Genomic DNA, 16504 nt, shown 5'->3' on the forward strand with positions numbered 1-16504 from the left:
TTTGCCTATTCCCCTCCGTTTCCATCATATTTATATACTTTCGTTGCACGATAATATAAGTAAATTAACAGAACAGAGAATAGAACAACAATCATAGATAACGCGGAACCAAACGGCCAGTCACGTGAGCCTAAGAATTGGTTTTGAATTACGTTTCCGATTAATGCTACTTTCGACCCACCCATAACGTCTGATACAACAAACATTCCGATAGAAGAAACGAATACTAAAATAGAACCAGTTGTAATCCCTGACATCGTCATCGGTACTGTTACATTCCAAAATGCCTTTACTGGTGTTGCTCCTAAATCATAAGCTGCCTCTAGCTTACGCTTATCAAGCTGCTCAATTGCTGCATACACTGGTAAAATCATAAATGGTAATAAAGAATATACCATTCCGAGTATTACAGAAGGTGTATTATATAGCAGATTTAAAGGTTCACTAATGATACCTAGTTTCAATAGCAATGTGTTTACAAGTCCTTGTGAACGTAAAATAACAATCCATGCGTATGAACGAACAAGAAAGTTAATCCAGAACGGAATCGTTGCCAATAATAGAAGGATAGAACGATATTTACGATCAACAATTGTAATTGTATAGGCAAATGGATAACCGATTAATAAACATATTACTGTAGTAATAACAGCTATCTTCACTGTTTCCCATAACGTCCCCATATATAATGGATCAAACACACGCGCTATGTTATCTAATGTAAATTTCATCTCCACTGTCCCGTATGCTCCGCGCTGCATGAAGGCAAATGCTAATACGAACAGCAGTGGAATTAGGAAGAAGAGTAACAGCCATACGACTGTAGGTAATGCGAGTAATTTCCCTTTCTTCAATTTAAGGTCACCTCGTCCTCTTGCTCCCAGCCTACATATACATTATCCCCAATGCTCCACTGCGTTGCTTCTTCAGCAGTTTGGTATGCCATTAGTAATTCTGCTGTTTTCTCCTCACGTACATATAGCTTTTCCATATTTCCAACAAATTCAATATCTTCAATATGTCCAAGGTGGTATTCTTTTAAAATTGGCTCTTCAACCGAGCGAACTTTTACATTTTCAGGGCGAACTGCTACGTAGTTTTCCCCATTTTTCACGATATTATTTTCACCGATGAACGTCGCAACAAACAATGTTTTCGGTTGATTGTAAATTTCTTTAGGCGTGCCGACTTGTTCGATATGCCCTTTATTCATAACGACAATACGATCACTCATACTCATCGCTTCTTCTTGATCGTGCGTTACATATATGAACGTAATTCCTAAATTACGTTGTAAGTTTTTCAATTCACGTTGCAAATCTTTTCTTAACTTAAAGTCAAGCGCTCCAAGTGGCTCATCTAATAGTAAGACACGTGGGTTGTTTACAATTGCTCTTGCAATTGCTACACGTTGCTGCTGTCCACCAGAAAGCTTCGAAGGTTTACGATTACGGAACTCAAGTAACTGCGTTAAACGCATTGCCTCTTCCGCACGTTCTTTCTGCTCTGCTACTGATACTTTTTGCATTTTCATACCGAAACAAATATTTTTTTCAACATTCATATGTGGGAATAGTGCGTAATGTTGGAACACTAAATTCATATGACGCTTGTATGGCGGCAAATCGTTAATCTTTTCATCATCTAATAAAAGATTCCCTTTAGTTGGCGTTTCAAATCCTGCGATCATACGAAGTAAAGTCGTTTTCCCGCAACCACTCGGTCCTAAAATTGTTAAAAATTCTCCTTCTTTAATATCTAAAGAAAGAGGGGGGATAATCACTTGATTTCCAAAATGTTTTTCTACTGCTTCAACTTTAATAATCTTTTTCATTTTCCCGTCCTATCTACCTTAAATTTTAATTTTTATATTCATGAATAAATATTTATGTTCTATAGACTATTTTTTGTTTCGATCCAAACAAAAATGGTTGTTTAGCAGCGTTCTCTTCTATTCTTTATGTAGTATGTTTGATTCATTTTCGCATGATACATATGTCGAACAGAAAAACCCCTTCAGTTGCGAAGGGGTTTTTATCATACGGCTACGCCTACTGATAAACACCATCATCATTTTAACAACTTTCGTATGAATTTTAAAGCACTTTTTGTAGAAGAGTAACGAATTTTCATATCGAATGCTGTAGATTGGGACAAAATGCTTTTATAATGGGAAAAAGTCCGAAAACTTTGTTCACCATGATAGCTACCTAACCCACTGCTCCCAACGCCCCCAAAAGGTAAATATGGCGTTGCAAGATGATAGACAACATCATTAATACAGCCTCCGCCATATGAAATATTACTCGTCACTTTCTTTTGCACTTCTTTATCTTCAGAAAATACATATAGCGCTAATGGCTTTGGATGCTGTTGAATCGTTTCAATTACCTCTTCAATTTTTTCATATTCTATAATTGGTAAAATCGGTCCGAATATTTCATCTTCCATAACAGCACTTTCCCATGTAACATTCGTTAACACTGTCGGCTCAATTTGCAATGTTGCTTTCTTATAATCCCCGCCAATCACAGGTTTACCGTCTTGCAAAAATGTACATAAACGTTCAAAATGACGCTCACTCACAATTCTTACGTAATTGTCATTTTGTAAAGGCTCTTTTCCATATTGCTCCGTGATTTCATGCCGTAATGCCTCGATTAGCTGTTCTTTCACTGAAGAATGAACGTACATATAATCAGGTGCCACACACGTCTGCCCAGCATTTAAAAACTTGCCCCAAACGATACGTCTTGCAGTTACATCTAGCTTCGCATCTTTATGCACAATACATGGACTTTTCCCGCCAAGCTCTAACGTAAGAGGCGTTAAATTTTTCGACGCTGCTTCCATCACAACTTTTCCAACACCAACACTACCTGTAAAGAAAATATAATCAAACGGCTCCTTTAAAAGTGCAGTGCTTTCCTCAACACCGCCTTCTACTACCGATACAAGCTCTTCTGGGAATAATTCTTCTACCATTCTCGTAAGCACATTTGAAACGTTTGGTGTTAACTCTGACGGCTTTAAAACGACTGTATTTCCGGCTGCCAATGCTCCTACAAGTGGTGCAATTGCTAACTGAAACGGATAGTTCCACGGTGCGATAATAAGCGTCACACCATACGGTTCTGGCACTACTTTCCCCTTTGATCCAAAATGAGTCAGTGCTGTTCGAACTCGCTTTGGCTTACTCCAAGAGGAAATGTGCTTCATTTGAAACGAAATCTCTTTTAGTACATATCCAATTTCTGTTGTAAATGATTCGTGAACTGATTTATTCAAATCCAATTTCAATGCTTGAAAAATCTCATCCTCAAAACGCTGAATTCCTTCATAAAGCTTCTTCAAACTATTCTTTCTCGTTTCTACACTTCTTGTATGCCCTTTGTAAAAATATTCCTTTTGTTTATTTACAATAGAGGAAATACTCATTCACTCACCTTCTCCCACTATTTTTATCCAATTCTTTCATTATTTATATAGACTTCATATGTAACAAATTTCTATTCGTAAAGTTACATTATATATGACTTTTCCAGCTATATAAAATTCATTGCTCACAAAAAAACTACCGAAAGAAATTCTCTCGGTAGTTTTACTGTATTAACGATATAAACGAACAGCACCTGCAGAGTTATCATCAGCTTGTCCTACTACTTCAAACTTCAGACCAAGCTTCGGTAAAATACGTCCTGCATCTGGAATTTGCTCATTAATATACTTTTTAGAGTCATCAAACTTCGGTACTCCTGGTAATCCATCGTATACGAATGTTCCACGCGTTGGAGATACAACTTTCCAAGCTGGCGTTTTGTCGAATGAGAACGCCGAATCAGCAATTTGGAATCGCGTACTGCTCTTAAATGTTGGTTTGCCATTTAAAGTTCCTGCAATTGCTTCTGGATGAGAGTCAACTACACCAAGGAAACCATGTCCTGGATGTACGCCAACCCAGTTATCTGTGTAAGCTGAATCCGCATACCATACAACCATACCAGTGTTATATACTGGACCGCGAGCAAATTTCAATGCGTTATCTGAACCCGCATAGTTTCTCCACTCTACATAGTAGTTATGCTTTTTCTTATCCATTCCGTTAGATGCAACGAAACCGTCCAATTTGAATTGTGGTGTACCTTCTGCATCATCAGAGAATGCAACATTTCCATCTACAGTTAGTGACGCATTATCAAGTGCAAATCCATTTAACGCCAATCCACCGTCTGTAATATATTCAAATACTAGTTTCACTTTCTTACCTTTGAATTGACTTAAATCATATGATTTATCAACCCATTTTCCATTTGTCGTAGCTGCATTTCCACTATTTGCTTTCTCACCAATTCTTTCAATCAACGTTTTTTGTCCATCTTCTGTTACAGCGTGTACTTCAAGGAAATCGTACTCTGCTTCGATTTCATACAATGACTTATAATCGAATTTTGCAGTCGTTGCTTTCGTTAAATCGAATAGTGGCGTTTCCATCGTTGTATGAAGGTCATCACCTTTTGTGCTGTAGTAATACTGTTTACCAAATGCAGGCTGAATTCCTTTTACCTCTTTATCTGGTAAGTTAACACGAATCAAACCTGGACGATCTGACTTCGTAACACTTTGGTCTAAGTATGTTGCTAGACCGATACCTTTATTTAATTTCTCGTAATCTACTTCTACGATATTCGCCCAGTTACCACCGATTGTTTTTTGGAAAAACTCTTTATTTTGTGGTGAAAGACTTGTAGGTGTTGTTCCTGCAATTTTACCAGCCCAGCTACCGCCACTCATAATAGACCAAGCTTCAACCGGCTCACCCTGACCGCTATATTGTGTATCATACTCATCTGGAAGACCTAAATCATGGCCGTATTCATGTGCGAATACACCAACTGCGCCATCTTCTGGTTCAATTGTGTAGTCGAATGCTGCCATCTTTCCGCCCCAATATGGAACTTTCGCTTGTGTACCTGCGATTGGGAATGGATTTGGTCCAACTGTCCAGCGATGTGACCAAATTGCATCATCACCTAATTTCCCCCCGCCAGCTTCTTGTCCAACGCCCGCATGAATAATCATTAAGTGATCAATTAAACCGTCCGGTTGATTTTTATTTCCATCACCATTTACATCGTATTGATCAAACTGATCAAACTGTGATAAGTCAAGTCCGCTATCTACAGCTGCTTTTAATGCATCTTTTACTAGATCACGTGGTCCTTTTGGTCCTTTATTATCATGACCTGTACCAGCATCAGCACCGTAATCAGCTGCTTTACCAGGAACCGTTAACCATTTTGTAACTGTTCCATCCACTGTGTAACTACCACCTGATTGCTCTTCATAATATTGTTTAAACGTTTCAATTTTACTTCCATCATCTAGTGTAAACGGCTCGTTACCGAATAACATTTTTTCATAGTGTTCTTTATTAAAGTCGTTGGAATACATGTAACCAGGCTCTTTATCAATATTGTTATGTTTGAAATCAGCGTACTCTACAAGCAAAACAAGTACTTTATCTTTACGAACTTCACCGTTATATTCTTTTTGTTTAGCAGGTGAAGTTGGCACTTTCCCATTTAAGCCGCCTCTAACTGGACTTGTTCCTGTTGCAGTCCCGTTTGCTGGTTGCTCTGATTTTTCTTTCGTATCTGTTTTTGCATCTTTCACTTTCTTTAAAAAGTCAGATGCTTCTTTCGTAAGTGGGTCCCCATTTGTCGCTTCTTTTCCAGGATTTTCTCCCTTTTTCTTCTCTACATACTTCTCAACAGCTTTCTTTGTTTCTGTCTCTGAAGCAGATGAACCAATTACCCCACGTTTTTTCAGTGCATCTGCTAATCTCTCTTCTGGGATTAAATGATCATCAACTGGACTTGTAGCTGTCTTGTTCTCCGGCGTTTCAGCATATGTAGGCTGACTTCCAGCACCAAGTGACAAGCCTAGAACAGCTGTCAAAGCAATTGATGATAACACTTTAAATGGTTTCTTTTTCATCCCTTATTTCCTCCCCTAATATAAAATATGTATTACAAATTAAATTTTATTAAAAATTCAATATTTTTTCAATATTTAGTTATATTATGTAATTTTTTTAATATATTTGTAAAAATTTCATAGTTAATATACGAATATATCATGATTCAACAATGTTTTCTGAAAATATTGAAAAGTTTTGACGAAAACCTTATACTTTCCATAGAGGGAATTTAATGGGGATTTTATCTTTGTTTCATCTACACAATATTCGATAATTTGACACATAAAATATAAAAGTCGGTTAATTATCGTCTACTATGTAGCAGCAATTATGACCAATAATTAGGGAGGAATTACACTTGTACAAAGATAAGGCTGACTCACTAGATCAAGAATGGATTGATTTAATACTTGAAGCTCTAGATGCTGGCATTGCCCTGCAAGATATTGAACACTTTTTTCAACGTATGAAGCATACGAGCCAGGCTCAATAGCCTCGTTCTTTTTAACGAATTTTATGTTATAATAATGACATCATAAGACGACTACATATTGATAGAAAGGTGCGCAAATATGATAGGAGAACGTATAAAACGCCTTCGTTTACAAAAAGGTATTTCACTAACAGAACTTGCCGAAAAAGCTGGTGTTGCTAAATCTTACATTAGTTCTATAGAACGAAATTTACAACAAAACCCTTCCATTCAGTTTCTTGAAAAAATCGCAACAGTTCTACAAATTCCAGTTGATACTTTACTTCACGATGAAACAACTACGGAAAGTCATCTAGACTCCGAATGGACACAGCTCGTTAAAGATGCGATGAGCTCTGGTGTCTCAAAAGAACAGTTTCGTGAATTTCTCGAGTTTACACAATGGAAGAAAAACCAAAAATAATACATAGTAAGGAGTGCTTAAAACGGCACTTCTTTTTCTTTATAAAAAAAAGCGGGGGATACCCGCTTTTGATTTATTATTTTTCTTCGCCATCTGTTTGGCTTGCGTTGAATGTCCATTCTAAGTTCAATGAATCGCCTTGGAATTTATTTTGATCTTTACCATCATCTTCGAATACAAATTGTACCCATAGATAGTCTTCTGATCCAGCGTCTAAGCCACCTTTTTCACCCCACTCTGGAGCAAATATATCTTTAGCTACAAGATCAGGATCAGCATTTTGTAAATCCGCTAAAGTTGTTTCATATACAGGCTCACTTTGCTTATCCCAGTTCCAAATGAATTTCACTTTAATGTGCTTACCAAAATCTTCACCAGCATTATCGTTTTTTGCATCTGTAATGCTGTACTTTGTCGCTAGTTTAACATCTTTAATAGCTAATGTTCCTTTGTTCTGTAATAAGAACTCTTTCTTAACTGAATCCCCTGGCTTTAGGTCTTTAATATCAACGATTGTTTTAGGGTTTAAAGCAAGATCTAACGTCCCAGCTGCAAATGTATTGTTCGACACTTCTTTGTCGCTAAAGAATGCGAATGTTCCTCCACCAATTAAAGATAACCCCAGTGCTGCTGATGCAACTCCCATACCTAATTTTTTCTTTAGACTCACAATAAATTCCCCCTAGCTATTTTTTGTATTTTTACATGCTTATTTCTTATTTCAAATAAGAGGTGTAACTAAAACTATATTAGCTTAGCTAATATTTGTTCTTTTTTGAAAACCTCAAGTTCATTATAACGAACGAAACTATATAAACACAACATATTTTTTGATTATTTTTATTTCTCAACATTTTTTATTTTTCCCAGAAAATTATTGAGAAATAAAATAAAACTTTCATCAGTGTTTTTTGTCCATCCCCACTAATTATTAACCTCCACCAAATAGCGTGCGGCCAACTAACTTCCTCGCATTCGTTGAATTTTTTGGCCCTTATACCTTCGAAAAAAACAAAGCAAATAGATGAGTAGTAGGGCTCTCTCATCTATTTGTCTTATGATTGTATTTATACCTTCCGAAATGCTGCTGTATTTTACTTGCTATTCCTACTTCTTCTGTTCTTCTTGTTTCTTACTTTCCTCTAGCTTTTTCGCTTCTTCTTGCTTCTTACTTTCCTCTAGCTTTTTCGCTTCTTCTTGCTTCTTACTCTCTTCTAGCTTTTTCGCTTCTTCTTGCCCCTTACTTTCCTCTAGCTTTTTCGCTTCTTCTTGCTTCTTACTTTCTTCTAGCTTTTTCGCTTCTTCTTGCTTCTTACTCTCTTCTAGCTTTTTCGCTTCTTCCTGCTTCTTACTCTCTTCTAGGTTCTTTTGCTTTTCTGTTTCATCTACTAATAATTTCTCAAAGGCTTGAATTTGTTTATCAATTACCTGTAAATTAACCTCTTTATCAACATACTCACAGTTTTCTTTCACTATATGAAAACCAGCATTCACATAAGAGAATACTTGCTTAGTGGATTCATTTTTATTTTCCTTTAACTCTTCTTTCACTTGGTTATACGGATTTTCTATTGATACATATACTTTTTGTAACAGTTCTCTCTCCGCAACAATTTTCTCACGTCCTTGTTTCCACGTAGCAAGTGTCTGTTCTAGCTCTTGAGTGGAAGTGAAAGTTAATTTTGATTTCATCTCTTCATACTCATGCAAAATAACTTCCTTATGCTGATTAGCTTGATTTGTTAACTGATCAACTGTTTTTGGAAAAATACTTGCTGTAGAAATAGTAGCCTGCACTTTCGTCTCATGAGTGAAAGCTGCTTCGGTATAAGTTATCATTTGAGAACCTAAATAAAAAGTAAAAGAGCACAAACATGGCAATATAAGCATCTTTTTGAATTTGCGAGGTGTCTTCAGCATTTTAATCTCTCCTATCGAACAACTTGTTCTTTATCAAGAACTATATCTTTATTATAATAAAGTGAATTACAAAATGAAATATAAATTATGTTTCTTTTTACATTTCCCGTTCAGCATAAAAAGAGACTACTTTTGATAGTCTCTTTTCAGTATGATTATTTCTTCTCCACACCATCGCCTTGTTGTGCCTCAAATGTCCATTTTAATTGAAGTTTATCACCTTGGAATTCATTTTGAGCTTCATTTTTATTTATGAAGTGGAATTTCACTTTAAATGAATCACTAGTTCCTGCTTCAATACCTTTCTCAGGCGACAGCCAACTTACTAAATCATTTTCTGCAGCAGTCAATGTTTTACTCTTCAACTCTTTTAATGTCATTCTCTTAATTACGTCCTCTTGTTTATCAATATTTTTTAAGAAAACTACTTCAATGTCTTCACCAAAGTCTCTCTTATTATCCTTCTTCACATCTTCTACATCATACTCTGTATTTAATAATACTTTTTTAATATCTAATGTACCTTTATTCTCTAATGTAAACTCTTTTTCAATTGTATCACCTGGTTTTAAATTATCCACTTTCACAATTGTTGATGGGTTCAGCGCTAAATCCAATGTCCCAGACGCAAATGTATTATTTGACACTTCTTTATCGCTAAAGAATGCAAATGTTCCTCCACCAACTAATGCTGCTCCTAGTACTGCTGATGCGATGCCCATCCCTAATTTTTTCTTTAAAGTCATGTCCAAATCTCCCATAATATATATATATATTTGTTAATTTCCTAGTAGGAAATTATAACTAAGATAACTAGACGGATTGTTCTACTTTTTTATCTTTCTTTTCTCCGTCGATGCTACGAATAGCGCCAAAAATAGAAATCGCGGAATAGCAAAGCAAAAGGACTCCTGGAATAATAAGAAGTAATGCTGCTCCCGCTTTTGAACTCGCATAATTCAATCCATAACCAAGGTATGGAACTGTAATATCTGCATATTTTCCGATTACATTCTCTGCAAGTACTGGTGCTAAATCTGGTCCGTTGTTGTTATCCCCTTTTGTTTCATACATTACTTTTCCATTTATATCTTTCACACCGATAATACGGTGAGTGACAATTTTGTTATCTTTCTCTTTAAACGTAATAACATCACCTTTTTGATATTTAGAACCATCTTTCGTTGGCTCTATCGCAATGATTGACCCTGTCAAAAATGTTGGCTCCATCGATCCTGACAAAACGCTCTTAAATTGATATCCCATCACTGTTGGATCACCACCACTCGCTTTTGAAGAAATAACTACAAAAGCTAAACAAACCATTACCGCAAATAAAACAAATGAGATAACGTTGCTAATTACCTTCCAAATTAATTTCATCATCTCTCTCCCTCTCCGTTGTTTTATATTATTTGAAGTATGCAATATCCATATTAGTTCTTTAACAAGAACACAACTAAATAATATAACGAACGATAGAGGAATGCAATAAGAAAATTTACAATTATTAGTTATTTATAAGAGGTATATTAACGCAAAAAGACCGTGACAAAATCTCATCACAGTCTCCATATTAGCTATTTACTTCTCTTCTGATTTCACCCCTTGGTTATTTCGGCGCAGCACTACATATAAAATCGCTCCAAATAATACAATCGCTCCTACACCAACACTTATCACTTTCACATTTGATCCCTTTACTTCAGGTTCAACTGTATCTTTTTCAGGTATCGCAAAAGTAACATCTTCTTTTGAAAGAACATTTATCGTCGCAATTGTTTGATTATTTTTCGTAATATCAACTGCACCAACTACCTCACCACGGTGGATTCCTTTCTGATACAACGAATCTTTATCTAATGAAGCGGCTCGGAAAGTCGTTCTCACATTTTTCCCTTCATCTTTCTTAAGCATAAGTTCTACACTTTTTTCAAGTTCACTATCAATATCTTTATTTAAATACGTTGTCTTTTGATGCCAACTATGTTTATCTAGTACAGTTTGCTTTGTAAATTGCCCAAAAGAATATTCCGCCATCTGCTTCAAATCTTCATAAATTTCAGGTCTTTGAGAAGCCATTACTACATTTATAATACGATTACCATCCTTCTCATTTAATAAAACGAGCGTATTGCGCGCTTCATTTGTAAATCCTGTTTTACCACCCATGCTATATGGATTTTCAAAATAAGTAGACTTATTAAAAATAGACACCGTCTGGCTAGACGTCGTAACCGTCGTCCTTTTCGTATTCATCGCTTGTAAAATCTCAGGATATTTCTGCACCCCTCTTGTAATCATGGCCATATCATATGGCGTCGTATAATGATTTGGATCATGCAACCCATTCGGCGTTACAAAATGGCTATCTTTCGCCCCTAATTGTTTCGCCTTTTCATTCATCATATTCGCGAAATTTTCAACACTTCCTCCAATACGCTCCGCAATCGCATACGACACATCATTCGCACTCAGCACCATTAAAATCATAAGTGCAGTATTTCTATTAATAGTCTCACCAGGTTGAAACTCAATCTGATAATTACTCTTCTCTTGATCTAATGCTAATTGTGAAAACGTAAATTGATCCTCTGGCTTCGTATGCTCCATCAGTAAAATCGCCGTTAACACTTTCGTCATACTAGCAGGGAACGCACGATGATGTGCATTTTTGTCGTACAACACATCTCCTGTTTTTGCATCAATTGTAGTCGCAAACTGACTAAAAACATTCGGTCCTTCCGCAGGCGGCGGTGCCACTTGCTCCGGATTTACTCCAATATTCGTCTCAGCATATAACGTCATAGGTGTCAAAAAAAATAAACAAATAACCGTAACAAAAACCGAAATTTTCTTAAAATTTACCATATGACTCTCCCTTTTTCCTTTACTTTCACATTTTATAACATAGCTCTACCAATCTATATGTAATTTGTATTAAATTGGAAGAATATTCACTGTTTTTTACTATATCACATTTTTACGATGAGGACCATAAATATACAACAAAAAATAAGAAGGAATTACTCTTTCTTATCCTTCTCATCAATCAACGAATCTATTAACTTTTGACCAGCTTCCTCGGCTGTAATCTCATCCGTCATACCCATAAACGACCAACCTTTAGAATCGACCCACTCAACGAACTCTTGCAAAAACTCATCATGCGTCACATCCACATCAAGGATCGATCCATTAATCGAAATCGTTCTATTTCTAGACACACGCATCTTGAACGTTTTTCTTACCATTACAATAATTCTCCCTCTACTCCTGAATATTTATAAATATCTTGTACTTCATTTATACATGATTTCTTGAAAATTGTAAAAAGGATATATTGGCCAAATTGCATACTGAAAATGAAAATCTATTATTATATAATTCTCAAACTACATTCATTTGGTCATAAATTGCATAATACATCCATATAAAAAACAAAACAACTTACATTTTATCACTTCAAATACATATGACTTTAGTACAATAAAATAGAATATACTAGAAAAAACTTAAAATGAGGAGGAACTCCATGGCGCGTTGCACGTATTGTAAAACGAAGTGGAAAGTAAAAGATGTATGGTCACTTCTCATAACATTTGAAAAAGATTGTCCGTATTGTTTCGGACGGCAATATATGTCTAATGATACCTTTCATCACGCTAACGCCGCTTTACCTTTGCTATTCTTATGTCCTTTACTTGTTGATCTAAGTGACGAAAATCCTTTAGATAAATATCGAAAATAATATAACCGCTACATTCAAAACCTACTTTCTATTCAGTTCTCTCCTTATTAATTCTCCCTTTATTCACTACTAATATACTTGCACATGTTCCCTCTTTAAAAACTTACTATAAAAATATTGTAAAATTTCAGTTAATTATATATAATTGCTTTAGCATAATGATTAAAGATGCTACTATATAAGCATTTTTAAAGATCCCGTAGCTCAGCAGGGAGAGCGCCACCTTGACAGGGTGGAGGTCGTGAGTTCGAGCCTCTCCGGGGTCATACTTTTAAAAACCGTGTCAAATTAACGTTTGATGCGGTTTTTATTTGTTTGCTTTATATTCTATAAAGTCAGTGGTCACAGAATTGGTCACATTCCCTACAAAATCTCTTCTATTTTGTTAACTGCATCCTCTTGCATCGTTGGCAATACATGCGAGTAAGTATCTAATGTGATTTTGATATTACTATGACCTAACCGCTCAGAAATCACTTTTACATTTACACCTTTGGCTAATAACAGAGTTGCATGTGTATGACGTAAATCATGAAATCGAATCTTTGGCACAGCTGCTTTCTGACTCAGAACGTTTAAACCTCTTCTAACATTAGCAGGATTAATTGGTGTTCCAGAAGGAGTACACATCACCAAGTCATTGTCGTGGTATTCCTCACCTTGGCTCAGCTTCTCCTTCAATACAACTGCTCTGTGTTTCTTTAGCTTTGCTACTACTGTTGATACAGGTAGTAGTATTTTTCTTTAACTTGATTTCGTCTTTCCTCCAATGGAAAACGTCTTTCCATCGCAATTCGCTCCCAATGATTTCTCAATATCTTTTATACTCTCAATTCCATCTTGATAGTGTATTGCTGCATTCATTTTGTCTTCCAAAGTAAATTTATTCATAAAGAAACTGCCCCCTTCCTCATTGTTTGAGGGATGGTGGGCAGTTTGACAACCACCAGAAGGTTTGTGAGTAGTGAATTTGTCGCCTCATTTTATCCTTCTTCCTTATGTGTCACTCCCGTAAATATTTGATCCCATATTTCATGATTTTGATTTCCATCCATAGGAATCCCTATGCTACATGTATATTGTAAATTCCAATTATATTCAATTACTTTATGTTCAGATATCGGATTTAAAATTAAAATTCGAAATTCACCTGGTATCATACTAGATAAAGTTTTTTCTAATAATTCCGCTTCTTCATAAGTACCGCCAATTCGAACAAATAAAATTATATTAGATGTTTGTAATTTATTTAAAAATCTTTCTATTCTTCGATTGATTTTTATTTTGAATTCTGGATACGTAACCCAGTTCTCTGGAGTATTTTCTTCTACTGAGAAATCATGTGCAGATTTTATATTATATCTTATATCTGTTAATAATAATTTAGTTCCATAAGCATGATAACCATCAAATTTCATTGTTTCCTTTTCCATAAAACCTTCAAATTTATTTTGTAATAAATGAATTACACCCGTTAAAGAAAATGATATCATCCAATCTATTACACCTGCATATGGTCTTAAATTATAATGATTTAATTTTCCAGCTACAAAGCATTGATTACCTAAACTAAAAATAGCATCATAATTTTGTTGAATATCTATTAATTTCATTATTTATTTCCTCCTAAACTATTTTATATTTAAATAATGAAAACTTTTTTTGTTGATGTATCAAATAATACATATCTCTCCCCATTTATGTGTTCAAAATTAACAATTGAATATTTATTACTAAAAATTTCTACCATACTATTTCCACAAAGAATTTCAAATATTATCCCCTCACGATATTCTCTCCAGGTTATTAATTCACCATATATCATTATTTATAACCTCTTTTAAATTTTATTAACTGCCAATTTATAAATAACTAGTAATACATTTTATTCAATATTCTATTAAATGTTCTTAAATGAGCTAGTGACAGCTTAGTTTTCATAGAACACAAAGTAAGGTTAAAACACACAGTAGAATTAAGAACCATCTATTATCATGATTTTACCAACACCAATTGATCTAGATAATCAATTTTGAAGTAGGGTTCTTACTGCCTGTTAATGTACAGGGGCATCTTTTGGTAAAAGTATTTGGTAATACTTCCTTCCATTGAAATCAATCACTATCAAAATAGCTAATGTTCGTTACAAAAATGATGGTTTTTGGTAACAAATTCACTTATTTTATATGATTTGAAGTGTTTACTTTGCGGTTCATAGCAAGAACCCTGTCATTATCCCTTTAAGAGTTATTAGGATAGCTAATGGTTTACAAATAAAAAATTATTCATTCATACAATCACCTCCTATAGATACTTTCCATAGGAGGTGATTAGCTTTGGTTTTTCTTATTGATGACTTAAACAAATCTATGTTATAAATGCTCATGGCATTATACGTTGGATTGCAAAAAGGATGTTGGACTTTAAAAGTGCAAATAAATATCTCACTTTGAATTTGGTTCTGGTACAAATACATAAAAAGTAACTTAAAGTTACACATCATTACTTGTAGGGCCTAATTTCTTTTGTATAATATGTATTTAGTTAAACTAGCTGCTTTGTTGTGTCAAATTAATTTTTGCTTCAAATAATTCACACCTTTTGAAAAACACATACGATATCACATATTCTTTTACAATAAGAGTGTTGGTCATTAGAGCATCCTCAAAGGTTGCTCTATTAAATTAAAACTTCTATTTAATCTGTTCACTATTTTATGAAGTGTACATATGCTAACACAACTAGAAACAGCCGTGTTATGACAGTGCACAAAAAACTTTGTACACTATTTTTCATTTACATTACTTAATTAAAAAATAATATTTATCTATATTATTTATTTCTAATAAAAAAATATTAAAAATATAGGATACAAGACTTTCTCTGGACCAGTTAAGCCTTGTATTCCTTTATTTGCTTTATAATCTAAAATCTTCTTAATTCAATAACGATTTTGTGTTAAGATTGTAAAAAATCAGAAAGAATTAAAGTTGTTAACCCTTAATTACTTGGACTTACAGTATAAGATACGTTTTCATTAGGAATATATACTTTATTCTCTTTTATTTTTATAACAAACCCCTTACTGGTTATAAAGCCTCACTTCATTAATTGCTTCATATAATCATTAAAATTTATACATACATAAACAGTACCATTTTTCTTTTGGATCCTCTTTGCATCATAACCTATTTTAAATAACCTAACTGCTTTGCGAACAAAAGCAATTTCTCCCATTCATTTTCTCGTGCTATATCCACATCTGCTATAGTCTGCTCTTGGAACTCCCTTTCAAAACTCAATTCATCTGATATATATATAACCGACCCTTTTGTTAAGACGGACAACCACGTTGCTATTGTATATTCAAGAGAAAACGGTTGATCCTTAAGATACCCAAAAGGTTCACTTAATCCTTCTTTTTTTAATAAAGGAGCTGATAGTCCACCAATCCAATTTTGCCTTTGTAATATTGCATTTCCGCATTCTACGCCACTTACTTTTATATCATTTAAAAAATACTTATTCACACTTGAGTTTTGGATCAATTGTTCATTTTTATCAATTTGTAGCTGTGAAGAAGTAACTAATTGAATCGTATTCAATAAGTCAGATAAAAAATACTCCATCATCTTTTCTACCTTTGTCGGATAGAACGAGTCTTTTTCAAGTAAAAAATTAATATACTGGCCCTTTGAATCTTCTATTAAACTTTGTAGTAATTGTAAAGTTGTCATTTGGTTATCATTTTTTATATAAATTATCTTATTATAATGCAGTAAAAACTCCTTTTCTATCATTGTCTGTATTTCATTTGTTGAAGTGTTATCTCTAACAATAATTTCAACGTTATCATATGTTTGAAATAACGCACTAATCAATGCAGTTTTTAAATATGCAGTTTTTTCAGTTACAGGGATCAAAATACTAACTAATGGTGAATGTGTAAACATTCTC

Annotated in this window: 15 protein-coding genes, 1 tRNA gene and 1 pseudogene; 4 read left to right on the plus strand and 13 right to left on the minus strand. The window is 34.4% G+C overall.

Annotated features, from left to right (window positions below; all coding sequences use genetic code 11):
* Positions 1 to 5: 5 nt before the first annotated feature.
* From potB to inhA1, 4 genes are all read right to left on the minus strand, one after another.
* The gene (gene potB / locus BAU27_RS04890; RefSeq protein ID WP_071744727.1) at positions 6 to 854 is read right to left on the minus strand and encodes a spermidine/putrescine ABC transporter permease PotB; all 849 of its coding nucleotides are present in this window, start codon (positions 852 to 854) and stop codon (positions 6 to 8) included.
* Entirely contained in the window at positions 851 to 1834 is a 984-nt protein-coding gene (gene potA, locus BAU27_RS04895; RefSeq protein ID WP_071770251.1) for a spermidine/putrescine ABC transporter ATP-binding protein PotA, read from the minus strand. Before potA ends, potB begins: the two co-directional genes overlap by 4 nt.
* Positions 1835 to 2070: 236 nt before the next feature.
* Positions 2071 to 3438, minus strand: a complete 1368-nt coding sequence (locus tag BAU27_RS04900; protein WP_071744725.1) for an aldehyde dehydrogenase — start codon at positions 3436 to 3438, stop codon at positions 2071 to 2073.
* 171 nt (positions 3439 to 3609) lie between these two features.
* Positions 3610 to 5997, minus strand: coding sequence for a M6 family metalloprotease immune inhibitor InhA1 (gene inhA1 / locus BAU27_RS04905; protein WP_071744724.1), 2388 nt, complete (start codon positions 5995 to 5997; stop codon positions 3610 to 3612).
* Positions 5998 to 6338: 341 nt separating this feature from the next.
* Between inhA1 and BAU27_RS04910 the strand changes: the two genes are divergently transcribed.
* Positions 6339 to 6473 carry an anti-repressor SinI family protein gene (locus BAU27_RS04910; RefSeq protein WP_002011474.1) on the plus strand — a complete coding sequence of 45 codons (135 nt, stop codon included), beginning with the start codon at positions 6339 to 6341 and terminating at the stop codon, positions 6471 to 6473.
* Between the two features lie 79 nt (positions 6474 to 6552).
* On the plus strand, positions 6553 to 6876 hold the full coding sequence (locus BAU27_RS04915; RefSeq protein ID WP_071744723.1) for a helix-turn-helix domain-containing protein: 324 nt from the start codon (positions 6553 to 6555) through the stop codon (positions 6874 to 6876).
* A gap of 76 nt (positions 6877 to 6952) precedes the next feature.
* Here the strand turns inward: BAU27_RS04915 and calY are convergent, their stop codons facing one another.
* From calY to BAU27_RS04945, 6 genes are all read right to left on the minus strand, one after another.
* The gene (gene calY / locus BAU27_RS04920) at positions 6953 to 7546 is read right to left on the minus strand and encodes a biofilm matrix protein CalY (RefSeq protein WP_071744722.1); all 594 of its coding nucleotides are present in this window, start codon (positions 7544 to 7546) and stop codon (positions 6953 to 6955) included.
* 437 nt (positions 7547 to 7983) lie between these two features.
* Complete coding sequence (locus BAU27_RS04925) at positions 7984 to 8796, minus strand: DUF4047 domain-containing protein (RefSeq protein WP_071770252.1); 813 nt, start codon at positions 8794 to 8796, stop codon at positions 7984 to 7986.
* Between the two features lie 155 nt (positions 8797 to 8951).
* The gene (locus BAU27_RS04930; protein ID WP_071744720.1) at positions 8952 to 9542 is read right to left on the minus strand and encodes a TasA family protein; all 591 of its coding nucleotides are present in this window, start codon (positions 9540 to 9542) and stop codon (positions 8952 to 8954) included.
* Positions 9543 to 9609: 67 nt separating this feature from the next.
* Complete coding sequence (gene sipW, locus BAU27_RS04935; RefSeq protein WP_071744719.1) at positions 9610 to 10179, minus strand: signal peptidase I SipW; 570 nt, start codon at positions 10177 to 10179, stop codon at positions 9610 to 9612.
* Between the two features lie 201 nt (positions 10180 to 10380).
* Positions 10381 to 11667, minus strand: a complete 1287-nt coding sequence (locus tag BAU27_RS04940) for a D-alanyl-D-alanine carboxypeptidase family protein (RefSeq protein ID WP_071770253.1) — start codon at positions 11665 to 11667, stop codon at positions 10381 to 10383.
* 155 nt (positions 11668 to 11822) lie between these two features.
* A complete protein-coding gene (locus tag BAU27_RS04945) occupies positions 11823 to 12050 on the minus strand; it encodes a hypothetical protein (protein WP_000251863.1) in 228 nt (75 codons plus the stop codon).
* Positions 12051 to 12331: 281 nt separating this feature from the next.
* Between BAU27_RS04945 and BAU27_RS04950 the strand changes: the two genes are divergently transcribed.
* Together BAU27_RS04950 and BAU27_RS04955 are read left to right on the plus strand one after the other, a co-directional pair.
* Positions 12332 to 12547: a hypothetical protein gene (locus BAU27_RS04950; RefSeq protein ID WP_044741019.1), complete on the plus strand. Its 216-nt coding sequence runs from the start codon at positions 12332 to 12334 to the stop codon at positions 12545 to 12547.
* Positions 12548 to 12740: 193 nt separating this feature from the next.
* Positions 12741 to 12813: transfer RNA gene (locus BAU27_RS04955), tRNA-Val, on the plus strand.
* Between the two features lie 97 nt (positions 12814 to 12910).
* Here BAU27_RS04955 and BAU27_RS04960 read toward each other — a convergent pair.
* From BAU27_RS04960 to BAU27_RS04975, 3 genes and pseudogenes are all read right to left on the minus strand, one after another.
* Positions 12911 to 13336 (minus strand): annotated as a pseudogene (locus BAU27_RS04960) (site-specific integrase); the annotation flags it as partial.
* 194 nt (positions 13337 to 13530) lie between these two features.
* A complete protein-coding gene (locus tag BAU27_RS04965) occupies positions 13531 to 14160 on the minus strand; it encodes a DUF1796 family putative cysteine peptidase (protein ID WP_071770254.1) in 630 nt (209 codons plus the stop codon).
* A gap of 1575 nt (positions 14161 to 15735) precedes the next feature.
* A complete protein-coding gene (locus tag BAU27_RS04975) occupies positions 15736 to 16500 on the minus strand; it encodes a glycosyltransferase family A protein (protein ID WP_071770256.1) in 765 nt (254 codons plus the stop codon).
* Positions 16501 to 16504: the final 4 nt, after the last annotated feature.

The sequence above is a fragment of the Bacillus sp. NH11B genome (assembly GCF_001884205.1).
In the GTDB taxonomy this organism is placed as follows: domain Bacteria; phylum Bacillota; class Bacilli; order Bacillales; family Bacillaceae_G; genus Bacillus_A; species Bacillus_A proteolyticus.